Genomic DNA, 22,919 nt, shown 5'->3' with positions numbered 1-22,919 from the left:
CGCTGTTGACGCCGGCCGTCGGTCTCCACTCGGCTGCCGCACGTCGCGGGAGCCTGCGCTTGACCCGTCTACTGGTGCACAGTCTACGGTCGGCGCCGTGCCCAATGGCGGGCACCCAGACGGAGGAGATCATGGAACAGCACAACGCGGTCGGGGTCGATGACTGGTGCGCGATGTTGCGCGAGGTCGGTCTTTCCGAAGCCGACATGAAGCGCTGGCACGCCATCTTCGAGGCCCGACATCCGGACGGCCATCAGCACTTTCTGGAGTGGCTCGGACTCGCCCCCGAGAACATCCAGCGCGTGCGTCGCGACAGTCGCGGCGGCGCGGGCGCCTGAGTGGGCGCATATCGCATCTCGCAGTTGGCGCGGTCGTTCGGACTGTCGCGCAGCACCCTGCTGTACTACGACCGTATCGGGTTGTTGTCGCCGGCGGCGCGCACGCCCTCCGGATACCGCGCCTACGGCGAGCGCGATCGGGACCGCCTGGAACGCATCCGCCGCTACCGCGAGGCGGGATTCTCGGTCAGCGACATCCGCCTGCTGTTGCGGCCGGCGCGAACGCCTCCGGCGCGCATCCTGGAGCGCCGCCTGCAGGAGATCGACGAGGAGATCGTGCGCCTCCGCGCACAGCAGCGCCTGTTGGCCGGCATGGTGCACCGCCTGTCGAGCCGCCGCCGCGCGACCTCGGTCGATCGCGCCGGCTGGGTCGCCATGCTGCGCGGCGCCGGGCTCGACGAGGCGGGTATGCGGCGCTGGCACGCGGAGTTCGAGCTGCGGGCGCCGAGAGCGCATCACCAATTCCTGCGCGAGCTGGGCATCGAGGATCGCGAGCTTCGGGCCATACGCGCCTGGGCGAGGAGCGGGGGCCGCCGCTGACGCTCGTCGAGGGCGCGGCCGCGTCGACCAGCGCCCGGCTGCGTGGTAGGCAACGCCGCCATGGCGAGCATCGATCTGCTGGCGGTCCATCACGTCGCGTTGCGCGTCGCGGATCTCGCCGCCGCGCTGGCGTTCTATCGCCAGCTCGGGTTCGAACCGACGGCGTGCGACGAGGCGCGCCGCGTCGCGCTGCTGCGCAACGCCGCGGGTATCGAGCTGGCGCTGATCGCCGACGCCGACGACAGCAACGACGGCAAGAACATCCTCATGGATGCCGCGGCGCGGTATCCGGGCTACACGCGCTTGGCGTTTCGCGTCGCATCGGTCGGCGACGCGGTGAAGCGGCTGCGCGAGCACCGCATCCCGATCGCCGAGGGGCCGCTGAAGGTCGGCGCGCGCACCACCGTCGCCATCCGCGACCCGGATCGCAACGTCGTCGAATTGGTGGAGATCGACGCCGCGTGAGCCGCGAGCGTATCGGGCTCCGACGCCGCGGGCTTCTCCGTCGCCGCGCCCGCACCGCGGGGTTTCCCCAATTGCGCCAGCGCTGCCGCCTTTGCCAATAACGGGCGGCAGCGCCGTGCGATGGGAAGATCCCGTGCCTTCGCCTGATCCGCGGACATCGCGTGCCGCGCCACCGGTCACGACCGGCGCGGCGGACGGCGCCTCGCGTCCAACAGGCGCCGCCGGAGCCTCGACGCGGTCGCTTGTCGCGATGCTGGTGGCGGTGATGACCGCGTCCGCGCCGGCGGGCGCGCTGACGGCGACGCCGACGGCGACGCGCACGCCGTGCGACAGCAGCGGCGCGCGGCTCGATCTGCGCCTCGCGGCCGATCCGCCGGCGCCGGCGGTCGGCGACGTGGTCGATCTCGATCTCGAGGTCGGCCGCCCCAACGGCGGTCTGGCCGGGCTGCCGATGTATTCGCTCTCCGGCGCGGCGCCCGTCTTCGCGGCCGAGCTGCTCGAGCACGCCTATCCCTACGCGGGGCACGCCCGCTACCGCCTGACGGCACTGCAGGCCGGACGCGCCACCCTGCAGGCGTCGATCCACTACGAGACCTCCCACTTCTGCTTCGGCGGTCCCACCTTCTTCTTTCGCTCCAGCAGCTCGGAGCCGCTGGTGATCGAGGTCAGCGCCGCCAGTGGTGCGACGCCGACGCCGACGGCAACGCCGAGCGCGATGTCGACCGGGCACGCGACGCCGTCCTCCACCGCGACCGTCACGGCGACGCCGACCGCCACCACCACCGGTTCGCCGCCGCCGACCGCCGCGGCCGCGCCGACCGACACTCCCGCGCCGACCCCAGGCGACACCGCGAGCGCTGCGCCGTCCGCCACTCCAGGCACGTGCGTCGGCGATTGCAGCGGCGACGGGGTGGTCAGCATCGACGAGCTGATTCACGGCATCGCGATCGCCCTCGGCTCCTCGCCGCTGGCGACCTGCCCCGCGCTCGACCGCGGTGGCGACGGCGCGGTGACCATCGAGGACCTGGTAGCCGCGCTGCGCAGCGCCCTCGACGGCTGTCCGGCGTCGCGTCCCGCGTTCTGACGTCGACGACGACAACAGGCGCCCGTCGGCGCCACAGGAGCAATCGCATGCAGCTCGACATCACCGTGCGCAACATGGGGCCGGAATCCACGGCCGAGATGATCCGCCACTGCGCTCGGCTGGCGGAGGATGCCGGCGTGGACGCGCTGTGGGTCGCCGATCACATCGCCATTCCGCCGGACGACGCCGAGGGCTCGAACGGCCGCTATCTCGATCCGCTGGCGACCCTGGCCTTCCTCGCGGCGGCGACGACGCGCATCGGACTCGGCGTCGGCGTGCTGGTGCTGCCGTATCGCCCTCCGCTCCCGACCGCGAAGTGGCTGGCGACGATCCAGGAGCTCTCCGATGGCCGCCTGCTGTTCGGGGCCGGCGTCGGCTGGATGGCGCCGGAGTTCCGCGCCGTCGGCGTCGATCGGCGCCGCCGCGGCGCCATCGCGGACGAGACGCTGGCGATCCTCGCTCGCTGCTTCGCCGCCGACGAGGTCGAGCTCAACGGCCAACGCTTCCTCTTCCGGCCGCGGCCGGCGCGGCCGCCGATCCTCGTCGGTGGCGCGCCGCCGCACGCGCTGCGCCGCGCCGCCCGCTACGGCGATGGCTGGATGCCCATGGGGATGCCGCCGGACGAGCTGGGCCCGCACGTCGCCGCGCTCCGCCGCCTGATGGCCGAGGCCGGCAAGCCCGAGCCGCAGGTCGCGGTGCTGACGCGGCTCCCCGTCGACGATCCGCCGGCGGCCCGCGCCGTGCTCGAGGCCTACGCCGCCGCCGGCGCGACCCGCCTGATCCATGGCGCGCGGTACCGCGATACAACGGAGTACCACCGCCACGTGAACGCCCTCGCCACGTTGCGCGCCGGACTGGGCACATGAGCGCCGCCGGTGGAGCGCCGCACCCCGCGCGCCCCGCTGCGCGCCGGCCGCACCCCCTTGTGACGGTCGCCGGGCCCCGGTAGCCTCGCTCCGCGTGTCGCAGCTCGCCCTCTCCGACGCGCGTGCCCGGCAGCGCCGCGCCGCCGAGGAGACGCGCTTCGCCAAGAAACAGGACGCGCCCCGGCGCGTCTGCCTCGCCTATGCCAACCGCTATCCGGTGGCGATGGGCAACCTCGGCTTCCAGGTGGTCTACGAGCTGTTCGATCGCGCCGCGGGTGTCGTCTGCGAGCGCGCCTTCCTCCCCGACGAGGACGAAGTGGTCGGGCGCGGCGCACTGCGCACCCTGGAGAGCGGGCGGCGCGTCGCCGACTGCGACCTCCTGGCCTTCTCGATCGCGTTCGAGACCGACTATCTCAATCTGATCCGCATGCTCGAGCTCGCCGGCCTGCCGCCGCGGCGCGACGCGCGCGGCCCCGAGCATCCGCTGGTGATCGCCGGCGGACCGGCGATCTTCCTCAACCCCGAGCCGATCGCCGACTTCGTCGACTGCTTCCTGGTCGGCGAGGGCGAGGAGATGGTGCCCGAGTTCGTCGCCACCTGGAGCGGCAGCGACGCCGCCGACCGCGGCGCCCTGCTGGCCGCGATCGCGGAGCGCGTGGCCGGCGCCTACGTCCCGGCGCACTTCGCGCCGCGCCACGACGGCGAGGCCCTCGTCGCGCTCGAGCACGACGGCCCCGGGCCGGGGCGCGTGCAGCGGCGCCTGATCTGGGATCTCAACCGCTTCGCCACGACCACGCGGGTGCTCAGTGACGAGGCGGTGTTCGGCGACATGGTGCTGGTCGAAGCCAGCCGCGGCTGCCAGTGGGGCTGCCGTTTCTGCGCCGCCGGCTACATGTACCGGCCGATCCGCAGCCGCGATCCGGAACACCTGGCCGCCGAGGTCGCCGCCGGGCTCGACGCGCGCCGCACCGTCGGGCTGGTCGGCGCCGAGATGGCGAGCGTGCCCGGCGTCGACCGCCTCGCCGAGCTCGCGGCGGCGCGCGACGGGCGCCTGTCGCCGTCGTCGCTCAAGGCGGACTGCGTGACGCCGCGCCTCGCCGCCGCCCTCGCCGCCGGCGGCGCCCGCAGCGTCACGGTCGCGCCCGAGGCCGGATCGGAGCGCATGCGCCGGGTGATCAACAAGAATCTCAGCGAAGCGGACATCCTGCGCGCCGCCGACCTGATGGCGGGCGAGGGCGTCCAGCAGCTCAAGCTCTACTTCATGATCGGCCTGCCCACCGAGAGCGAGGACGACGTGCTCGCCATCGCCGGGCTCGCCGAACGCATCCGCGCCCGGCTCACCGACGGCGCCCGCCGGCGCCGCGTCGGCAGCGTCACCATCTCACTCAACGCCTTCGTCCCCAAGCCGTGGACGCCGTTCCAGTGGGATCCGATGGAGTCGATCGCCAGCCTGCGCGGCAAGGGGCAACGCCTGCGTCAGGCGGCGCGGCGCATTCCCAACCTGACGCTCGACATCGAATCGCCGCGCGCCGCCTATCTGCAGACCATCCTGTCGCGCGGCGATCGCCGCGTCGCCCGCTTCCTCGAGGCGACGCACGCCGCCGACGGCGACTGGTGGCGGGTCATCCGCGCCTGGCAGCGCGACGGCCTCGACGGCGCCCCGCACCCCGATGCCTACGTGCACCGCGCCTACGGCGAGGACGAGCTGTTGCCGTGGGACTTCATCGACCACCGCATCGCCAAGTCCTACCTCTGGGTCGAGCGCCGCAAGGCGTTCGCGGCGCGGCAGACCGCGCCGTGCGATACGAGCACGTGTCGGAGTTGCGCGGCGTGCTGAGGGCAGGTTGTTAGCCCGGATTATTCACGGTTACTAAAGTAGAAAGCCACCGTGCACCTCTGAAATCTGCTACAGACAAGGGCTGCGAGACTCTTGATCGAAGCAGAGAGGAGGAGCGGCGGTGGCTACAGAGTGTCGTAGCGGATCGGGATTCCAATTCCAATTCGCACCGAAGCTGGCGGTGGCATTCGATGGGGGTGAGATCACCAGTGATGCGGGCTTGGTGCTGCTGCGGGAATTCGATGAGCGGGTCGGGGTGACGGCAGCATTGCCGACGTTGATCGCCGACCCGCGCGACACGCGGTTCACCGAGCACGAATTGCTGACGCTGCTGCGTCAGCGGCTGTATCAAATTGCCGCCGGCTACGAGGACGCCAACGACGCGACGGCGCTGCGGCGCGATCCGACGCTGTGCACGGTGGCGGCGCGCGGCCTGACCGCGTTGGCGTCGCAGCCGACGCTGTCGCGCTTGGAGAACGGGGTCGCGTGGGAGTCGATCCGGCTGCTGGAGACGCAGGGCACCGAATGGCTGTGTCGCTATGAACCGCGCGGTCCGCGCGACGAGATCATCCTGGATGTAGATTCCACCGAGGATCCGACCCACGGCCAGCAGCCCTTCACGTTCTTCAATCAGCACTACGGCGGCTACATGTATCACCCCGTGCTGATTTTCGACGGGCGCAGCGGGCTGCTGCTGGGCTCGCGGCTGCGGCCCGGCAACGCCATGGGGAGCCGCCAGGTGATCCCGCTGCTGCGCCCGTTGCTGGCGCGGCTGCGCGGCCACTTCGGTCCCGCCCAGCCGCTGGCGCTGCGCGCCGATGGGGAGTTCGCCAAGCCCGATCTGCTCGCGTATGCCGAGCGCCACGGGCTGCGTTACGCGATCGGCTTTGCCCGCAACTCCAGACTGCAGACCCTGGTGCAGCCGCTGTGCGAGAAGGCCGAAGCGCTCTGGGAACGGCGCGGGGCGCGCGTGCGGCTGTATGCCAGCTTTTCCTACCAAGCCCACAGTTGGCACCGCCCGCGCCGCGTGGTGGCCAAGATCGAACGCACCGCCGAGGGACGGAATCTGCGCTTCGTGGTGACCAACCGCCGCGGCCGGGCTCAGCAAATCTTCCACTGGTACGAGCAACGCGGGCAGGCCGAGAACTACATCAAGGAACTCAAGAACGATCTGGCCGCCGATCGGCTGTCGTGTGCGGCCTATCGCGCCAATGCCTTCCGGCTCCAACTGCATGCGTACGCGTACAACCTGGCAGTGCTCTTCCGCCGCCGCGTGCTCGTCGGGACCGAGCTGGCCCGCAGCACGATGGCCACGCTGCGCGGGCGTCTGTTCAAAGTGGGCGCCCGCGTTCACCGCTCGGTGCGCCGGGTGTGGTTCCACCTCGCCAGCGGGTGGCCGGGGCAGGCGCTGTTTGAGCGCGTCCTCACCCACATGGCCCCCCTCGGCGCGCCGGGATAGCCGCACGCCCCCGCCTCCCCCTCGCTGCAACCTCGCTCGCCGCGGCGCCCCGATCGGGGCGCACGGCGGTGCTATGTCCGTGCGCGGGTCGTCCGCGCGCTTCTTTGATCTCATCGCGTCTCTCGGGATCATCCGCGGTCTACCTACGACCCGCACTTGCCGCTCACTGACCCGCTACACCCCGCTCGCCGCTCTGCCGCACCTCATCTGGCGCCCTTTACGCCTCGAACACTGGCCGCGCCGTCGAAAGTGTGAATAATCCGGGTTAGGTTGTTGGGTTGCCAGTCAGAGAGATCGCGTTGCGTTGGACCCTCAGACCGAACACCTACCCTTGATGAGACAGAAAACGCCTCACCACGGAGGCACGGAGACACGGAGGGCTCGGTGCCATCGCGAAGGCGCGGGCCTCTGCTCACTCCATTTCCAATGAACGTTGGGAGGACCACTGGGCGGGCTTCGAGATCAGTACTCTCCGTGTCTCCGTGCCTCCGTGGTGAAAGTCTTTTGTCGCATCAAGGCTAACAACCCAACAACGAACAACCTGCCATGATCGTCGCCATCGGCACCGACGCCATCGAGGTCGAGCGCGTGCAGCGCGCGGTCGACCACCCGCGCTGGGGTCCGCGTTTTCGCGCGCGCGTCTTCACCGCCAGCGAGATCGCCTACTGCACCGGGCGGCGGCGCCACGGCGAGAGCTTCGCCGCCCGCTTCGCCGCCAAGGAGGCGGTGATGAAGGCGCTCGGCACCGGCTATGCCAAGGGGGTGTGGTGGCGCGACATCGAGGTGGTGCGCGAGCGCGGCGCGCCGTGCCTGGTCCTCCGCGGCGGCGCCGCGGCCCGCGCCGCCGCGCTCGGCATCACCCGCTGGCACCTCTCGCTGACCCACACCGCGGGCCAGGCGCTGGCCCACGTGGTCGCGGAAGCGGCGTGAGCCGTTCGGCCGGGGTCGCGCGCCCCCGCCGGCTCATTCGCTCGCGGCGCTCGTCCGCTTCGGCAGCACCAGCAGCAGCGCCACCGCCCAGATGCCGAAGACGAAGCCGAGGGTCGTCCACAGGTTCTTGGAGTAGCCGTTGTTGTGGGCGAACAGGCGGCAGAGGATGGCGTCGATGACGTGGACGAGGATGGTGGTGCGGAGCAGGGTCGCGGCGGTGATGTCGGGACTGATCAAGCGAAGCCCGGTCACGTAGCCGAGCACGACGTCCCAGGACACCGGTTGCGCCTCTGCCGGCCCGGTACTATACGACGCCGCGATGTCCTCCAAGCCCTCGCCGCGCAGTCAGGCCCAGTCGATGCTCGCCAGCCTGGTCGGCCGCGGCGAGGAGGTGTTCGGCGTCTTCCTCGAGGAGCTGGGCAAGAACCCGAAGGTGCGCCAGCAGCTCGGCAAGACGCTGGAGCGGGCCGTCGATGCCAAGCGCGCCGTCGACAAGAACATGCAGGCGGTGCTCTCGGCGCTGAACGTGCCGTCGCGCGCCGATTTCCACCGCGTGCTGACCAAGATCGAGGCGCTGCAGGGCAGCGTCGTCAATCTCAGCATGAAGGTGGACCGGCTGATCGCCGCGCAGGAGACGGCCAGGCAGCACGCCCCGTCGCAGCACCAGCCGGCGGCGAGGAAGACGCCGCGCCCGCGCAAGCGGGCGTGATCGCGGGGCCGCGCCCGGCGCGGCTCACGACAGTCGCGCGGCGAGCGCGGAGAGGGCGTCGAGCGACGCCGGCGCCTCTTCCAGCACCGGCACGATCGCCAGCAGCGGCGTCGCGCTGGCGCGGCCGAGCGCGCGCAGGGCGTCGTCGTCGCGGCGGGCGAGGGCGGCGAAGTCGTGGTAGTTGGCGCGCAGTTTCTCGCGCAGCGGCGGCGCCGCCCAGGCGCCGGCGGTGGCGGCGAGCGGCGGAAAGCGGTGGACGCGGTTGGCGATGACGCCGGCGACCGGATAGCCGCCGGCGCGCAGCTCGGCGTCGAAGTCGAGGCTGGCGGCGACGGTGTTCGGCTCCGGCGAGGTGACGATCGCGAAGCTGGTGTCGGCGGCGTGCAGCGCGTCGCGGATGGCGGCGGCACGGGCGCGGAAGCCGTCGACGAGCTGCTCGAAGCTGCCGGCGAAGTCCGCCAGCTCGCTCAACAGGTGCAGCCCGGTCCAGCGCTCGAGCGCGCGCAGCACGGCGGCGAGCGTGGCGCGCGCCAGGCCGGACTCCTGGCTGCCGCCGAGGATGGACGCCGGCGACTTCAGGAAATGCACCGCCTGCGAGGCGAGCAGCTCGCTCATGCGCAGCGGCGCGCTCAGCAGCTCGCGCACGTCGGCGCTGGGCGGCGTGTCGACGACGATCAGCGCGTAGCGGTCCAGCCCGAGCAGCTCGTGCAGCTTCTCCATCGCCATGTATTCGCTCGAGCCGCCGAGCTCGCTCGACAGCTCCTGGTACAGGCGGTTGGCGAGGATGCGCTCGGCCAGCTCCGGGGTCGGCGCGACGCGGGCGATCAGGTGATCGAAGGTGCGCTTGGTGTCGAGCGCCATGGCGTCGAGCGGGGCCGCGGCGCCGGCCAGCGGCACCCGGCGCGGCTCGCTGGCGAGGGCGTCGAGACCGAGCGCGTCCTTGAGGCGACGCGACGGATCGACCGTGATCACCGCGGTCGGCCGGCCGCGCCGCGCCGCCGCGAGGGCCAGCGTCGCGGCCGTGGTGGTCTTGCCGACCCCGCCGGTGCCGACGCAGACGATCAGCCGCTGCGCCAGCAGCCGGGCGAGCCCGGCCGCGTCGGCGCGCAGCGCCCCTTCACGCGCCATCGGCGTCCTCCGCGAGCGGCGCCAGCGCGCGGCCGAACGCCGCCAGCGCGGCGGCGTCGATCGCCGCCGCCGGCCGCTCCGGCAGCGCGATCGGCGCCGTGCCGGTCTCGCGCCGTAGCCGCGCCAGGTGCTGCTCGGCCTCGCGCCGGGCGGCGATGGCCAGCCGCGCCGCCGCGACCAGCGGGTCGTCCGCGGCGCGGGCCGCGATCGCCGCCGCCTCGGCGGCGTTGAAACGCTTCCGCCAGACGCGATTGAGCACCGGCGCGGCGAGCGCGACGCCGAGCGGCGCCAGCGCGCGCCGCGTCTCGAGCAGCTCGGCGACCGCCATCTCGTCGGGGATCGCCACCAGCACGACGCGGGTGCGGCGCGCGTCCTCGAGCAGCGCCTGCAGGCGGCCGATGCTGGACGCGATCGGTCCCGCCGGCACCAGCCGCCCGAGCTGCCGCGGCGTGCGCAGCCAGCGCACCGCGTGGCCGCTGGCGGGGCCGTCGACGATCACCGCATCGTAGGCGGCGCGGCGGCTGAAACGCCCCGGCTCGGTCCAGTGCAGGAGATGCTCGAGGACGACGAACTCGATCACCCCCGGCGCCGCCGCCGCCACCGCCTGGAAGGTCGCGCTGGCGAAGAGCCGGCGGGCCAGGAAGGGCAGCCGCAGCAGGCGGCGGAAGTACGATTCGACCAGCGCCCGCTGCTCGATGCGCACCGCCGACAGCGTGCCCTCGATCACCAGCGGCTCGGCGGTGAGCTCCCCGGTGCCGAAGGCCGCCGCCAGACTGCGGTCCGCCGCCGTCTCGACCAGCAGCACCCGTTGCCCGCGCGCCGCCAGACGCACCGCCAACGCCGCCGCCACCGTGGTCTTGCCGACGCCCCCCTTGCCGGTGACGAAGCGGAGTTGGGCGGCGGGCATCGGCGGATTCTACGAGCCGCGCGGCTCCGTTCAAGGGCCGGCGGCAACGGCCGCTTGGTGCCCGCGCCGCCGCGTTTGAAAGGCCGGTACCACCGCCGTATGGTGCTCGCCGCTTCCGGGGGACGCCATGCCGCGCCGCTTCATCCTCGCCATCGACCAGGGCACCACGGGCAGCACCGCCATCGTCTTCGACGAAGCGGGGGCGGTGCGCGGCCGCGCCTACGGCGAGCTCACCCAGCACTTTCCCAAGCCGGGCTGGGTCGAGCACGACCCGCTGGAGATCTGGAGCGTCAGCCTCAGGGTCATGCGCCAGGCGCTGCGCGCCGCCAGGGTGAAGGCGGCGGACCTGGCGGCGCTCGGCATCACCAACCAGCGCGAGACGACGGTGCTGTGGGACCGCAAGACCGGCACGCCGGTGCACCGCGCCATCGTCTGGCAGGACCGGCGGACCGCCGATGCCTGCGCGCGGCTGAAGGCCGACGGCGCCGAGGCGATGGTGCGCGCCAAGACCGGGCTGGTGGTCGACGCCTACTTCTCCGGCACCAAGCTGCGCTGGCTGTTCGACCACGTGCGCCGCCTGCGCGGCCGCGACCTCGCCTTCGGCACCATCGACAGTTGGCTGATCTGGCAGCTCACCGGCGGGCGGGTGCACGTCACCGACCACACCAACGCCTCGCGCACGCTGCTCTACGACATCCACCGCCGCGACTGGGATCCCGAGCTGCTCGACCTGCTCGGCGTGCCCGCCGCCGTGCTGCCGCGCCTGGTCGCGTCGAGCGGCGTCGTCGCCACCAGCGACCCCGGCGTGCTCGGCGCCGAGGTGCCGATCGCCGGCATCGCCGGCGATCAGCAGGCGGCGCTCTTCGGCCAGGCGTGCTTCCGCCCCGGCATGGTGAAGAACACCTACGGCACCGGCTGCTTCATCCTCATGTTCACCGGCGACACCGCGGTCGCCTCGCGGAAGGGGCTGCTCACCACCGTCGCCTGCGGCGTCGACGGCCGCCCCGCCTACGCCCTCGAGGGCTCGGTGTTCATCGCCGGCGCCGCCGTGCAGTGGCTGCGCGACGGCCTCGGCCTGCTGAAGACGGCGCGCGAGAGCGAGCGCCTGGCGACCAGCGTCGACTCGACCCTCGGCGTCTACGTGGTGCCGGCGTTCGTCGGCCTGGGGACGCCCTACTGGGACGCGGCGGCGCGCGGCGCCATCGTCGGCCTGACGCGCGGCGTGCAACGCGCCCACATCGTGCGCGCGACGCTCGAGGCGCTCGCCTACCAGACCCGCGACGTCGTCGACACCATGGCGGCGGAGTCCGGCAAGCCGCTCGCCGGCCTGCGCGTCGACGGCGGCGCCGCGGCCAACGACTTCCTCATGCAGTTCCAGGCCGACCTGCTGTCGGCGACCGTCGATCGGCCGCGCATCATCGAGACCACCGCGCTCGGCGCCGCGCTGCTCGCCGGCCGCGGCGTCGGCCTGTGGCCGAACGCCGAGAAGCTCGAGCGCGCCCGCAAACGCGATCGCCTGTTCAAGCCCCGCCTGCGCCCGGAGCGGCGCGAGGCGCTGTACAAGGGATGGACCCGCGCCGTCGCGGCGGTACGGGCGCTGGGGAGTTGACGAAGAAGCTTCACCGCAGAGGCGCAGAGACGCTGAGTCATGCGATGATCCGAGATCTCCGCGCCTCCGCGCCTCTGCGGTGAAAATTCTTCGATGCTCACCGCGGCTGGAATCACCGTCCGCTTCGGCGGCACGACCGCGCTCGACGCGGTCGACTTCGAGCTCCGGGCGGGCGAGATCCACGCGCTGGTCGGCGAGAACGGCGCCGGCAAGTCGACGCTGCTGCGGGTGATCGCCGGCGCCCGGCGCGCCGATGAGGGCGCCCTGGCGCTGGCGCCGCGGGCGCGGGTGGCGTGGGCGCCGCAGGATCCCGAGCTGCCGCCCGACTGCACGGCGGCGGAGTGGATCTTCCTCGGCGCCGAGCTGCGCGGGCGGTGCGGCTGGCTGCGCCGCGACGCGATGCGCGCCGGCGCGGCGGCGGCGCTGGCGACGATCGGCAGCGCGATCCCGCCGACCGCGCGCTGCGGCGATCTCCCCGCCAGCCAGCGCAAGCAGGTGCAACTGGCGCGGGCGCTGGGCGGCGCGGACCGCCAGGCCCGCGATTCCATCCTCCTCCTCGACGAGCCGACCGCCGTGCTCGGCGCCGAGGACGCCGCCCGCCTGTTCGCCGCCGTGCGCGCGGCGCGCGCGGCCGGCGCCGGCGTGGTCTACGTCAGCCATCGCCTGGACGAAGTGCTGGCGCTCGCCGATCGCGTCACCGTGCTGCGCGACGGCCGCCGCGTCGCCACCGCGCCGGCGAGCGAGGTCGACGCCGGGCGCCTGGTGCAGATGATGGTCGGGCGCGACATCGACGCCGCGCCGGCGGCCGCTCGCCAACGCGGCGCGGTGGTGCTCGCCGTCGCCGGCCTCTGCGCCGGCCGCCTGCGCGACGTCAGCCTGCGCGTGCACGCCGGCGAGATCGTCGGCGTCGCCGGACTGCTCGGCGCCGGGCGCAGCGCCCTGCTCGAGTGCGTCGCCGGCATCCGCGCGCGCACCGCCGGCACGATGACCTGCGCCGTGCCGCCGGTGCTGCTCGGCGAGGATCGCGCCCGCACCGGCCTGGTGCCGACGTTCGGCCTGCGCGAGAACGTCTTCCTGCCGGCGGCGGCGTGGCGACTCGACCACGCCGGTGAACGGCAGGCGACGCGCGACTGGATGGCCCGCCTGGCGATTCGCGCCGCCGGTCCCGAGGCGCCGATCGCCTCGCTCTCCGGCGGCAACCAGCAGAAGGCGCTGCTGGCCCGCGCCCTGCGCCGCGGCCGCGGCCTGCTGCTGCTCGACGAGCCGACCGCCGGCGTCGACGTCGGCGCCAAGGCCGACATCCACACTCAGGTGCGCGGCCTCGCCGCCGCCGGCGCCGCCGTCCTGCTGGCCTCGAGCGACCTCCCCGAGCTGCTGCGCCTGTGCGACCGCATCGTCGCCCTCTACGCCGGCGAAGCGGTGGGTGAATTCGACGCGCGAGGATGCGGCGAGGCCGTGGTGGTGGCCGCGATCACTGGTCAGAAGGCTTCACCGCAGCGACGCAGCGGCGCGGAGGCTTCGGTCCGACCATGAGCCCGCCGCGGCTCCGCGTCTCTGCGGTGCAAGGTCTTCGCGTGGTGCCCGGCTGGTCGGCGGCGATCATCCTCGTCGCCGAGTTCCTCGTCTTCACCGCCATCCTCTGGCGGCCGGGGGCGGCGCACACCTTCGCCAACGCCGAGAACGTCGCCCTGATCTTCAAGTACTCGGGCATCTACGGCATCAGCGCCATCGGCGCGGCGATGATCATCGGCGCCGGCGGCATCGACCTGGCCCCGGGCGCGGTGATGGCGTTGGCGTCGGTGGTGACCGGCGCGCTGTTCGTCGAGGCGCAGTGGCCGCTGCCGGCGGCGACGGCGGCCGGGCTGAGCGTCGGGGTGCTGAGCGGCGCCCTGGCGGCGGCGCTGGTGGTCGGCGCCCGGCTGCCGCCGTTCATCGCCACGCTCGGCACCATGGGCATCGCGCGCGGCCTCGCGTTCCTGATCACCGAGGGCCGGTTCTACGACCTGTCGCGCTGGCTCGCCGCCGGCACGGCGCCGCTCGGCATTCCGCTCGCCGCCTGGCCGGGGACGCTGATGATCGTCCTCGCCGTCGTCTTCCAGGCGCTGATGACGCGCACCGCGCTCGGCCGTCACATCCTGGCGACCGGCGGCAACGAGACCGCCGCCCGCTACGCCGGCGTGCGCGTCGATCGCGTCAAGGTCTTCGTCTACGTCACCGGCGGCGCCCTCGCCGCCGTGTCGGGCGTCGTGCTCGCGGTGGTGCAGGGGCAGGGCAAGGCGGACCTGGCGAGCGGCTACGAGCTCGACATCATCGCCGCCGCCGTGGTCGGCGGCGCGTCGTTGTCGGGCGGCCGCGCCTCGGTGGTCGGCGCCGTCCTCGGCGCGCTGATCTTCGGCGTCCTGCGCAACGCCCTGGCGCAGATCCCCGGCGGCACCTTCGCCGACCGCCTCATCCTCGGCGTCGCCGTCCTGGTGATCGTGGTGATGGACCGGGTGGCCAACCGCGGCGGCGCGCGGTCTCGCGAGTGACCGACCGACGGCCACCCGAGCGGGCCGTGGACATGATCGTCACGCTGCGCCAGCGCCGTGGTAGGCTGAGCTGAAGAGCCATTGCTCGGGCCTCCGCGCCAGGCCGGCCAGTACCGGATTGTACTCCACATACTCGACGGCGGTGCGGAAGTGCTCGTCGTCGCGGATGAACCGGTCCCAGTAGTCAGGATGCCAGATTCGACCCCTCTGGCGGGTGCGGGCACGGATGCGATGGGCGGTGAACGACTTCCACGAGTGCACGGTTCGGGAGAGTGCGTGGCCGGCGAGTATCGTGGCGACCACGTGCACGTGATTCGGCATGACCACCCATGCGTGCAGGCGGTATCGGATGCCATCGAAGTACCGCCAGGCATCGATCACTTCGCGCGCCACCTCGGGGCGCTGCAGAATGCAGTTGCCGCGCCCGCGATCGAGGACCGACTGCGCTCGCCGACGGTCGTGCTGAACGTGGCGGGGCAGCGCATCGGCGAGCCGATAGGTGATCGCCTGCGCTGTGTCGGCGGCGTCGAAATGCGGCAGGTATCCTCGCTCGTGCCAGCCTCGATGGCGCTCCGGCATGCCCGAGAGGTGCTGCAATTCGGGCTCACGGCGCAATGCGTGCGCCGCATGCATGCATCTGGGACCGCGGGCGTCTCGCCCGTAGGGCAGCGCCGGCGGAGGCAGGCGGGAGGGCGGGCGGCGCCGCTTGCAAGGGGCGCGCTGCCGCTGCGGGCGAGACGCCCGCGGTCCCAGGGGGGGTGTTCGCAGCGCCGGCGGAGGCGAGCGGAAGGGCGCCGGCGGTCAGCGCCGCGCTGCCCGGCTGGGGCGGCGCTTGCGGGGCGGCGGCGGATGGCGGCGTGGGGCGCGCGCCGTCCGCCGCGGCGGCCGGGCCGCGGACGGCGCCGCGGCGCGGGCGGTCGCGCCGGCGGCGTCGGCGAGCAGGCGCAGCTCGTGCTCGACGTCGCCGACCACGTCGTGCAGGTCGGGGACCGCGTCCCAATCGGCGTTGAAGCCCCAGTAGAGGCCGCCGTCGTAGCTGAACAGCGCGATGCCGAGGCCCTGGTTCTCGAACAGCGGCACCAGCGGGTAGACCTCGCGCAGCGGCGAGCCGAGGAAGTAGACGCGGAACGGCGGCCCCGGCACGTTGGTCACGACCATGTTGTAGGAGCGCGACTGCGCGCCCAGGCGGGCCATCTGGATGAACAGCGAGGCGAAGGTGTGGTCGCTGATCTCCTCCAGGAGCTGGGCTCCCTGCGCCTGGCGCGAGCCCTTCAGGCGCTGCGTCGTCTCGATCACGGCGCGCAGCCGCTGGCGCGGATCGCGCTCGCCGAGCGGCAGCCGGGTCATGAGGAACGAGACCCGGTTGCCGAGCGCGCCCTGCTGGTCGGCGGCGCGGACGTTGACCGGCACCATGACGCGGAAGTCGAGCGCCGCGACCCGCTCGCCGCGGGCGCGCAGGAAGCGGCGCATGGCGCCGGCGACGATCGCCAGCACGACGTCGTTCAGGGTGCCGCCGAGGGCGTGCTTGACCGCCTTGACGGTCTCGAGGTCGAGGCGGGTCCAGTCGAAGCGGCGGTGCGGGCCGATGTCGCCGTTGAGCGGCGTCGGCGACGCCGGCGTCAGCCCGGCGGTGACCGCTTCGGCCAGGCCGCTGGCTGCCCGGACGGCGCCGCGCAGGCTCTCGAGCGGCGCCCGCGCCAGCTCGCGCGCCGCATCGATTGCCAGCAGCGGCGCCGCGGCCCGCCGCCGCGCCTCGTCGAGCAGCAGCCGCGCCGGCGACGGCGCCGGCCGCGGCACCCAGTGCGCGGGCGCCGCGGCGGGCGTCTCGGCGAGCGGCGACATCATCGACGCCATCAGGTCGACGCCGGAGACGCCGTCGATCATGCAGTGGTGCGCCTTGCTGATGATGGCGACGCGGTCGCCCTCGACCCCCTCGACGAACCAGATCTCCCACAGCGGTTTGCCGCGGTCGAGCTGGGTCGACATGATCCGCCCGGCGAGGCGCTTGAGCTGGCGCACGTCGCCCGGCGCCGGGAGGGCGGTGAAGCGGATGTGGTAGTGGAGGTTGAAGCGCTCGTCGTCGATCCACACCGGGCTGTCGAACAGCGGCACGAAGGCGAGCTTCTGGCGGAAGCGCGGGTTGTGCGCCGCGCTTGCCTCGCAGGCGGCCATGATCCGCGGCTGGTCGAGGCCGCCGCCGTGGGCGCCGCGCAGCGGTTTGGCATCGAAGAGGCCGACCGAGCCGACGTGCATGTGCGAGACGGCGCTCTCGATCGCCAGGAACGAGCCGTCGAGCGCCGAGAGCCGATCGTAGTGGGAATAGGACATGGCGCCTCCCGTCGCCGAGGGATCCATCAAGCGTGCCAGGCGGCGCCGCGCCGCGCCGGGACGGGGTGGCGCGCGTTCGTTCCGAGGACCGGGAAGCGGGGCCGGTGCTGGCCGCGCCGGCGCGGCGGGGGCCGGAAGGCGACCGCGCAGCCCCGCCGCGCCGCCGCTGGCGAGCGCGGCGGCGAATCGCCTGGACCCATCGGCGGCGCGCGGGTAGACCTGGAACCCGAGGCACTCGGCGCGGCGGGCGGAGGAGACGAGCGATGGCGATGCGAATCGGTGGGCGATGGGTCGGCGCCTGGGCGCTGCTGGCGGGGGCGGTGCTGCTGCCGGCCGGCGCGCGGGCGGCCACGCCGCGGCTCGCGGTGCTCGGTGACACGGGGCTGCGCGGCGGCACGGTGTCCGTCGTCATCCGCCTCTCCGGCGACGACGGGGCGGCGGTCAGCGCCTCGCTCGACATCGACTTTCCCACCGATCTCGTCGCCTTCCAGCCGCCGGTGAAGACCACCTGCGCCATCGCGCCGCGCCTCGCGGCGACGCACGCGCTCGGCGGCAGATTGCCGCGCGAGGGCAGGGTCACGGTGGAGATCTATCGCCGCACCGGACCGTCGGCGCCGCCGCCGCTCGGCGACGGCGATCTCGCCACCTGCGACTTCCAGATCCTGGCCGACGCCATGGACTCGCCGGCGCCGCTCACCATCGCCTTCTCCCTGCTGGGCGACGCCACCGGCCACGAGCTGCCGGTGACGCCCGTGGACGGCGCGATCGTCATCAGCGACGCCCCCAACCAGCCGACGCCGTCGCCGACGCCGACGGCCGCGCCGCGCCGCTGCGTCGCCGACTGCAGCGGCGACGGCGTGGTGGCGGTGAACGAGGTGATCCTCGCCGTCAACATCGCCCTCGGTAATCTGCCGCTCGCCCAGTGTCCGACGGCCGATGCCAACGGCGACGGCGCGGTGACCATCGGCGAGCTGATCGAGGCGGTGAACGACGTGATCAGCGGCTGCTGACCGCGGCCGCAGCCGGCGCGGCCCGCTGCCCGCGCAGCACCGCGTCGAGCGCGCTGCCGAGCTCGTCGACGGTGTTCGGCTTGAGGATCAGCGCCCGCACGCCGGCCTCGCGCACCGCCGCCTCGTCGCCGGCGCGCACGTAGCCGGTGGTCATCAGGACCGGCAGGTCGGGGCGAAGCGCCAGCAGCTCGCGGGCGAGGCGGATCCCGGACATGCCGGGCATCGAGAGATCGGTGACGACGGCGTCGCACAGGTCGGGGTTGGCCCGCAGGTCGCGCAGCGCCTGGGTGGGGTCGCGGTAGCCGCTCACCTGGTAGCCGAGCTTGCCGAGGACGCGGCTGATCAGGACCACCAGCATCTCGTCGTCGTCGACGTACAACACCCGCTCGCCGGCGCCGCGCGCCGCCGGTGCCGGGCGGGGGGCGGCGGCGGCGCGCTCGCGGGCCGCCGCAGGGAGGTAGATGCGGAACGTCGTGCCCTGGCCGGGCGCCGTGTCGACGGCGATCGCGCCGCCACAGCCGGCGACGATGCCGTGGACGACCGAGAGCCCGAGGCCGGTGCCGCCGCCCGGGCCCTTGGTGGTGTAGAACGGGTCGAAGATGCGCTCGACGACGGCCGGCGCCATGCCGTGGCCGGTGTCGCGCGCCTGCAGGCGCACGTAGCGCCCGGGCGGCAGGCCGAGGGCGCGATCGGCGTGGGCGTCGTCGAGCGCGACGGCGTCGAGGCGAAACTCGATGCGGCCGCCGGCCGGCCCGATCGCGTCGGCGGCGTTGGTGGCGAGATTGACGACCACCTCGTGCACCTGGGTCGAATCGGCGACGACCGGCGGCAGCCCCGGCTCGGCGTGGCTGGACACCTCCACCAGCGGCGGCAGGATCGAGCGCACGAGCTGGATCGCCTCGCCGACCACGGCGCCGACGTCGATGCGCTCGCGCCGCGGCGCCTCGGCGCGGCTGAAGGCGACGATCTGCCGCACCAGGTCGGCGGCGCGCGTCCCGGCGCGGGCGATCTGCGCCAGGCTCTCCTGGGCCGGATGGTGGGGCGGCAGATCGGCGGCGGCGAGCCGGGCGTTGCCGTTGATCGCCAGCAGGATGTTGTTGAAGTCGTGGGCGATGCCGCCGGACAGGGTGCCGAGCGCCTCCAGCTTCTGCGAGCGCAGGCGCGACTCCTCGGCGCGTTTGGCCTCGGTGATGTCGCGCACCGTGCCGATCATCCGCCGCGGCCGCCCCTCGCCATCGCACTCGGTGCGCCCGAGGTTGTGCAGCCAGCGGACCTCGCCGTCCGGGCGGACGATGCGGAATTCGGCCTGGAACGACGAGCGCGCCGCCACGGCGCCCTGAATGGCGTCGGTGACCCGCTCCGCGTCGTCGGGGTGGAGCAGGCGGGCGAAGGCGGCGAAGTCGCCGGCGAAGTTGTCGACGCCGGTGATGGCGAAGCACATCGAGGACCAGAACACCGCGTTGGAGTCGACGTTCCACTCCCACACCCCGGTCCGGGTCGCCTCCAGGGCCAGGGTCAGGCGCTCCTCGCCCTCGCGCAACGCCTGCTCGAGGCGGATGCGGTCGGTGACGTCGACCACGTAGCCGGACCACAACAGGCTGCCGTCCGCCTCGCGGGTCGGCATCGACCAGGTCTCGAGCCAGCGCACGCCGCGCTCGGGATGGTGGATGCGGTACCGCACGTGCCAGGGCTTCATCGTCCGGCCCGATTCGATCAGACTGTCGCTGACCGCGGGCGCGTCCTCGGGGTCGATCAGCGCCAGGAGCGGCGCGGCATCGTGGACGACCAGCGCCGGGTCGATGCCGTAGATCTCGCGGAAGCGCGGGCTGTTGTACGGCATGTCGCCAGTGCCGTCGGGGCGCAGCCGGAAGGTGCTGAGGAGGCCGGGCATCGATGCCGCGACGCCGGCCACCTGCGCGCGCAGGGCCGCCTCCTCGCGCAACGCCAATTCGGCTCGCCAGCGAGCCCGCTGCAGCGCCTCGGTGAGGGCGCAGACGAGGAGCGACCCGCCGACCAGCACCAGCCAGCGCAATTCGTCGCCCGGGCGTTCGAGCGCCAGGTCGCGCAGCGGAACGAGGAAGAACCAGCGCGTGACGACGGCGACGAGCGCGGTGGCGAACAGGCCGGGCGCGAGCCCGCCGACATAGGCGGACAGCATCACCGGGATCAGGAAGAGGTTGAGCGCCGGATTGTGGGCGAAGCTGCCGCCCAGCACCGCCCGCAGGCCGACGATGGCGCCACTGCCGAGCAGCGCGAGCAGATAACCGGCCAGTTGCCGTCGCCCCGTCAGTCGCCGTGTCGCTTGCCTCACCACGTCGATCCCGCGAAGGCCCCGATAGCACGATCGCCGGGCTCGGCCTACGGGGATTCTGCTAGCGGATTTTGAGGCAACGCGTGTCTCGCCCGGCGCCGGCCCGAGACACCGATGGACGCCGATGGCCACCGATGAACACGGAGGGCGCGCTCACATCACCATGCGCTTACCACCTGGCCGCCGATCACGAGCGGCCCGACTGATCGTCATGGTGCATCCAATGATCCTGCTGGTCAGCGCATCAGTGTCCATCGGTGGCCATCCGTTCTGAGGCAACGCGTGTCTCGCCCGGCGCCGGCCCGAGACACCGATGGACGCCGATGGCCACCGATGAACACGGAGGGCGCGCTCACATCACCATGCGTTTGATGCCCAGGCGGGGCGTTCCGAAGTTCAGAAGCAGGCCGACTCGCAGGCGCGCCGCCTTCAGATAGTTGAGGAGTTGTGCGTGGTGCGCGGGCTCGATGGCGCGCAGGGCCTTCACCTCGACGATCACCTGGCCGCCGATCACGAGGTCAGCCCGGTACTCCCCGACGACGACGCCGTCGTACACGACCGTGAATCGACGCTCCGGCTCGACCAGCAGGCCGGTCTTGGACAACGAATGCCCCAGCGCGCGCCGATAGACACTCTCGAGAAACCCGCACCCGAGCTCCCGACTGATCGTCATGGCGCATCCAATGATCCTGCTGGTCAGCGCATCAGTGTCCATCGGTGGCCATCCGTGTCTATCTGTGTTTCGTTAATCCGTGCCCAACAACCGACCGCTGCTCGTCACCATTCTCCTCGTCGTCCTCCTCGCCGGCTGTTCGCGGCCGGCGGAGGGGCCGCGGGCGCGGCGCTTCGCGTTCATTCCCAAGGCGTTGCACATCCCGGTGTTCGAGTACGCGCGGATCGGCGCCGAGCGGGAGGCGAAGAAGCTCGGGGTCGAGATCCTGTGGCGCGGGCCGGAGAGCACGGACGAGATCCGGCAGAAGGAGATCCTCGAGTCGTTCATCGCCCAGCGGGTCGACGGCATCGCCATCTCGTGCCTGAACGGCGATCTGCTGACCGACGCCATCGACCGCGCCGTCGCCGATGGCATCCCGGTGGTGACCTGGGACTCGGACGCGCCGAAGAGCCGGCGGCAGGCGTTCTACGGCGTCGACGACGTCGAGGGCGGCCGCGCCCTCGGCGAGGGGTTGGCGGCGCTGCTCGGCGGCCGCGGCCGGGTGGCGATCATCACCGCCCTCGGCGCCGACAACCTGCAGAAGCGCCTGGCCGGGGCGCGGGCCGCGCTGGCGGCCCACCCGGAGATCACGGTGGTGGAGGAGTTCGACGTCAAGGACGACGCGGTGCGCGTCGCCGAGATCATCGCCTCCGCGACCCAGCGCTACCCCGACCTCGACGGCTGGCTGTCGGTCGGCGGCTGGCCGGTGTTCGTCCGCAACGCCCTCGACCCGGTGGACCCGGCGAGGACCAGGGTGGTCGCCTTCGACACCATCCCTCCGGCCCCCGACCTGCTGCGCGCCGGCAAGGTGCAACTGCTGGTGGGGCAGAAGTACTTCGGCTGGGGCGAGGAATCGGTGAAGCTGCTCGCGCAGCTCGCCGACGGCCACCCGCCGTCACGGGTCCTCAACTACTCCGGCATCGACGTCGTCACCCGCGACACCCTCGATGCCTATCTGGCGCAGTGGCGCCAGTGGGAGACACCGATGGACGCCGATGGCCACAGATGAACGCCGACGGGTCGAAAGTGGACGCGACCCGTCGGCGTTCATCTGTGGCCATCAGCGTCCATCGGTGGATCTGACCCGGGCGAGCAGCGCCTCGTCGGTGTCGTCGACGTCGCTGAACACCCACCACGCTTCCGGGTAGACGAGCTCGCCGCCGGGCGGGATGGTGGTGAGGGGGCTGAGGTTCTCGACCTCGAGGAACTCGGCGCTGGAGTAGATCTCGATGGTGGCGCCGCCGTCGGGGTACGGCCCGGCCGGGTCGTGGGGAAAGCGCTTCACGTAGACCGTGCGGCCGAGGCGATAGGCGGCCCAGCCCTGGGCGGAGTCGACGCCGATCTTGCTCTCGTCGGCGCGGCGACCGGCGGCGTTCGCCGCCGGCGGCGGCGCCACGCGCGCCTGGTCCACGGACACCAGCCGGTCGCCGAAGTGGTAGCGCGGATCGGCCATCGCGGCGTAGCTCCACAGGATCAGCTTGCGGGTGGCGTCGAAGGCGTCGAGCGGGCCGACGTCCAGCGGCACCACGGCGCGGCCGCCCGGGCGCATCACCGACAGGCTCCAGGCCGCGTAGGTGAGCGGCGCGCTGCCGATGTTGCGCAGGCGCGAGCGGACGCGCAGGCAGGGCTCGCCGGCCGCCGCCGTCAGCTCGACGATCTTCTGGATGCCCGCCGCCGGCTGCGGCGGGCCGGTGACGCGCACCGTATCGCCGGCGATCTCCACCTGGCACGGGCTGTTGTCCGGAACGTAGGTCGTGTCCCGCCGCTCGGGCGCGATCCACAGCCGCCAGCCGCCGCGGAACATCCAGGTCGGCTCGTCGCGGCCGCCGGCCTCGGCGTCGCGGACGTGGAACAGGTTCTCGCCGCCGGCGGCGCGCAGGTCGATGACCCGCGGTCCGACGGCGGTGACGACGCGGGCGACGATGCGCCCGTTGTCGATGCGGATGGTGTCGGGCCAGCCGCGGTAGTCCTCGCGCGTGATCGTCACGGTGGTGTCGGCGCCGACCGCCGCGCTCGCCGTCGCGACCAGCAGGGCCAGGGCGGCGAAGCGGCCGGTGCGCGCCATGGGGCCGCTTACACCGCCGACGCGGTGTCGTCCACGCCGACGCGGCGCGCGTTTTCCCCGCCGGGCTGCCGGTGGTATAGGCCACGCCGCTGG

The 22,919-nt window shown here is 73.0% G+C and carries 22 protein-coding genes; 14 read left to right on the top strand and 8 right to left on the bottom strand.

The features are described from left to right. The first annotated feature begins 131 nt into the window (after window positions 1-131). From KF840_16455 to KF840_16420, 8 genes are all read left to right on the top strand, one after another. On the top strand, window positions 132-338 hold the full coding sequence (locus KF840_16455) for a hypothetical protein (protein ID MBX3026501.1): 207 nt from the start codon (window positions 132-134) through the stop codon (window positions 336-338). Then, the gene (locus KF840_16450; GenBank protein ID MBX3026500.1) at window positions 339-878 is read left to right on the top strand and encodes a MerR family transcriptional regulator; all 540 of its coding nucleotides are present in this window, start codon (window positions 339-341) and stop codon (window positions 876-878) included. Window positions 879-938: 60 nt separating this feature from the next. After that, window positions 939-1,343: a VOC family protein gene (locus KF840_16445; GenBank protein MBX3026499.1), complete on the top strand. Its 405-nt coding sequence runs from the start codon at window positions 939-941 to the stop codon at window positions 1,341-1,343. Window positions 1,344-1,608: 265 nt separating this feature from the next. Continuing rightward, entirely contained in the window at window positions 1,609-2,427 is an 819-nt protein-coding gene (locus KF840_16440; protein MBX3026498.1) for a hypothetical protein, read from the top strand. Window positions 2,428-2,474: 47 nt separating this feature from the next. Further along, window positions 2,475-3,293: a TIGR03619 family F420-dependent LLM class oxidoreductase gene (locus tag KF840_16435; GenBank protein ID MBX3026497.1), complete on the top strand. Its 819-nt coding sequence runs from the start codon at window positions 2,475-2,477 to the stop codon at window positions 3,291-3,293. 94 nt (window positions 3,294-3,387) lie between these two features. Continuing rightward, complete coding sequence (locus KF840_16430; GenBank protein MBX3026496.1) at window positions 3,388-5,130, top strand: radical SAM protein; 1,743 nt, start codon at window positions 3,388-3,390, stop codon at window positions 5,128-5,130. 181 nt (window positions 5,131-5,311) lie between these two features. Further along, a complete protein-coding gene (locus KF840_16425; GenBank protein MBX3026495.1) occupies window positions 5,312-6,589 on the top strand; it encodes an IS1380 family transposase in 1,278 nt (425 codons plus the stop codon). A gap of 546 nt (window positions 6,590-7,135) precedes the next feature. Next, on the top strand, window positions 7,136-7,519 hold the full coding sequence (locus KF840_16420; GenBank protein MBX3026494.1) for a holo-ACP synthase: 384 nt from the start codon (window positions 7,136-7,138) through the stop codon (window positions 7,517-7,519). A gap of 33 nt (window positions 7,520-7,552) precedes the next feature. Here the strand turns inward: KF840_16420 and KF840_16415 are convergent, their stop codons facing one another. Then, window positions 7,553-7,798, bottom strand: a complete 246-nt coding sequence (locus KF840_16415) for a hypothetical protein (protein ID MBX3026493.1) — start codon at window positions 7,796-7,798, stop codon at window positions 7,553-7,555. A gap of 40 nt (window positions 7,799-7,838) precedes the next feature. Here KF840_16415 and KF840_16410 point away from each other — a divergent pair, with 40 nt between their 5' ends. Beyond that, window positions 7,839-8,228: a hypothetical protein gene (locus KF840_16410; GenBank protein ID MBX3026492.1), complete on the top strand. Its 390-nt coding sequence runs from the start codon at window positions 7,839-7,841 to the stop codon at window positions 8,226-8,228. Between the two features lie 24 nt (window positions 8,229-8,252). Here KF840_16410 and KF840_16405 read toward each other — a convergent pair whose 3' ends face one another. Then, window positions 8,253-9,356 (bottom strand): AAA family ATPase, encoded by a 1,104-nt coding sequence (locus tag KF840_16405; protein ID MBX3026491.1) that lies wholly within the window; start codon window positions 9,354-9,356, stop codon window positions 8,253-8,255. Next, window positions 9,346-10,263, bottom strand: coding sequence for an AAA family ATPase (locus KF840_16400; GenBank protein ID MBX3026490.1), 918 nt, complete (start codon window positions 10,261-10,263; stop codon window positions 9,346-9,348). Before KF840_16400 ends, KF840_16405 begins: the two co-directional genes overlap by 11 nt. A 127-nt stretch (window positions 10,264-10,390) precedes the next feature. On the opposite strand from KF840_16400, the gene glpK reads away from it, so the two are divergent. The 3 genes from glpK to KF840_16385 all read left to right on the top strand — a co-directional run bounded on the left by glpK (window position 10,391) and on the right by KF840_16385 (window position 14,400). After that, the gene (gene glpK, locus KF840_16395) at window positions 10,391-11,872 is read left to right on the top strand and encodes a glycerol kinase GlpK (protein MBX3026489.1); all 1,482 of its coding nucleotides are present in this window, start codon (window positions 10,391-10,393) and stop codon (window positions 11,870-11,872) included. A 93-nt stretch (window positions 11,873-11,965) separates the two neighbouring features. Continuing rightward, entirely contained in the window at window positions 11,966-13,405 is a 1,440-nt protein-coding gene (locus KF840_16390; GenBank protein MBX3026488.1) for a sugar ABC transporter ATP-binding protein, read from the top strand. Window positions 13,406-13,431: 26 nt separating this feature from the next. After that, on the top strand, window positions 13,432-14,400 hold the full coding sequence (locus tag KF840_16385) for an ABC transporter permease (protein MBX3026487.1): 969 nt from the start codon (window positions 13,432-13,434) through the stop codon (window positions 14,398-14,400). A 39-nt stretch (window positions 14,401-14,439) separates the two neighbouring features. Here KF840_16385 and KF840_16380 read toward each other — a convergent pair whose 3' ends face one another. Both KF840_16380 and KF840_16375 read right to left on the bottom strand, forming a co-directional pair. Further along, on the bottom strand, window positions 14,440-14,979 hold the full coding sequence (locus KF840_16380) for a transposase (GenBank protein ID MBX3026486.1): 540 nt from the start codon (window positions 14,977-14,979) through the stop codon (window positions 14,440-14,442). A 222-nt stretch (window positions 14,980-15,201) separates the two neighbouring features. Continuing rightward, window positions 15,202-16,728, bottom strand: coding sequence for a wax ester/triacylglycerol synthase family O-acyltransferase (locus KF840_16375; protein MBX3026485.1), 1,527 nt, complete (start codon window positions 16,726-16,728; stop codon window positions 15,202-15,204). A gap of 263 nt (window positions 16,729-16,991) precedes the next feature. Here KF840_16375 and KF840_16370 point away from each other — a divergent pair, with 263 nt between their 5' ends. Beyond that, on the top strand, window positions 16,992-17,738 hold the full coding sequence (locus tag KF840_16370) for a hypothetical protein (GenBank protein ID MBX3026484.1): 747 nt from the start codon (window positions 16,992-16,994) through the stop codon (window positions 17,736-17,738). Here KF840_16370 and KF840_16365 read toward each other — a convergent pair. Further along, a complete protein-coding gene (locus KF840_16365) occupies window positions 17,725-20,049 on the bottom strand; it encodes a PAS domain-containing protein (protein MBX3026483.1) in 2,325 nt (774 codons plus the stop codon). The genes KF840_16370 and KF840_16365 overlap by 14 nt on opposite strands. A gap of 352 nt (window positions 20,050-20,401) precedes the next feature. Next, window positions 20,402-20,764 (bottom strand): GxxExxY protein, encoded by a 363-nt coding sequence (locus KF840_16360; protein ID MBX3026482.1) that lies wholly within the window; start codon window positions 20,762-20,764, stop codon window positions 20,402-20,404. A gap of 37 nt (window positions 20,765-20,801) precedes the next feature. On the opposite strand from KF840_16360, the gene KF840_16355 reads away from it, so the two are divergent. Next, complete coding sequence (locus KF840_16355; GenBank protein MBX3026481.1) at window positions 20,802-21,770, top strand: substrate-binding domain-containing protein; 969 nt, start codon at window positions 20,802-20,804, stop codon at window positions 21,768-21,770. Window positions 21,771-21,821: 51 nt separating this feature from the next. Here the strand turns inward: KF840_16355 and KF840_16350 are convergent, their stop codons facing one another. After that, window positions 21,822-22,826: a hypothetical protein gene (locus KF840_16350; GenBank protein ID MBX3026480.1), complete on the bottom strand. Its 1,005-nt coding sequence runs from the start codon at window positions 22,824-22,826 to the stop codon at window positions 21,822-21,824. Window positions 22,827-22,919: the final 93 nt, after the last annotated feature.

It is taken from the genome of bacterium, assembly GCA_019637795.1.
GTDB lineage: Bacteria > Desulfobacterota > Binatia > HRBIN30 > CADEER01 > JAHBUY01.
Note: the sequence above shows the minus strand (reverse complement) of the source record. Positions and strands in the feature narration are given on the sequence as shown.

Coding starts and splice junctions, on each gene's coding strand:
- KF840_16400 (MBX3026490.1), bottom strand. CDS start 10,263: ATGCCCGCCGCCCAACTCCGCTTCGTCACCGGCAAGGGGGGCGTCGGC.
- KF840_16370 (MBX3026484.1), top strand. CDS start 16,992: ATGGCGATGCGAATCGGTGGGCGATGGGTCGGCGCCTGGGCGCTGCTG.
- KF840_16375 (MBX3026485.1), bottom strand. CDS start 16,728: ATGTCCTATTCCCACTACGATCGGCTCTCGGCGCTCGACGGCTCGTTC.
- glpK (MBX3026489.1), top strand. CDS start 10,391: ATGCCGCGCCGCTTCATCCTCGCCATCGACCAGGGCACCACGGGCAGC.
- KF840_16390 (MBX3026488.1), top strand. CDS start 11,966: ATGCTCACCGCGGCTGGAATCACCGTCCGCTTCGGCGGCACGACCGCG.
- KF840_16405 (MBX3026491.1), bottom strand. CDS start 9,356: ATGGCGCGTGAAGGGGCGCTGCGCGCCGACGCGGCCGGGCTCGCCCGG.
- KF840_16360 (MBX3026482.1), bottom strand. CDS start 20,764: ATGGACACTGATGCGCTGACCAGCAGGATCATTGGATGCGCCATGACG.
- KF840_16350 (MBX3026480.1), bottom strand. CDS start 22,826: ATGGCGCGCACCGGCCGCTTCGCCGCCCTGGCCCTGCTGGTCGCGACG.
- KF840_16440 (MBX3026498.1), top strand. CDS start 1,609: ATGACCGCGTCCGCGCCGGCGGGCGCGCTGACGGCGACGCCGACGGCG.
- KF840_16380 (MBX3026486.1), bottom strand. CDS start 14,979: ATGCCGGAGCGCCATCGAGGCTGGCACGAGCGAGGATACCTGCCGCAT.
- KF840_16420 (MBX3026494.1), top strand. CDS start 7,136: ATGATCGTCGCCATCGGCACCGACGCCATCGAGGTCGAGCGCGTGCAG.
- KF840_16445 (MBX3026499.1), top strand. CDS start 939: ATGGCGAGCATCGATCTGCTGGCGGTCCATCACGTCGCGTTGCGCGTC.
- KF840_16435 (MBX3026497.1), top strand. CDS start 2,475: ATGCAGCTCGACATCACCGTGCGCAACATGGGGCCGGAATCCACGGCC.
- KF840_16455 (MBX3026501.1), top strand. CDS start 132: ATGGAACAGCACAACGCGGTCGGGGTCGATGACTGGTGCGCGATGTTG.
- KF840_16410 (MBX3026492.1), top strand. CDS start 7,839: ATGTCCTCCAAGCCCTCGCCGCGCAGTCAGGCCCAGTCGATGCTCGCC.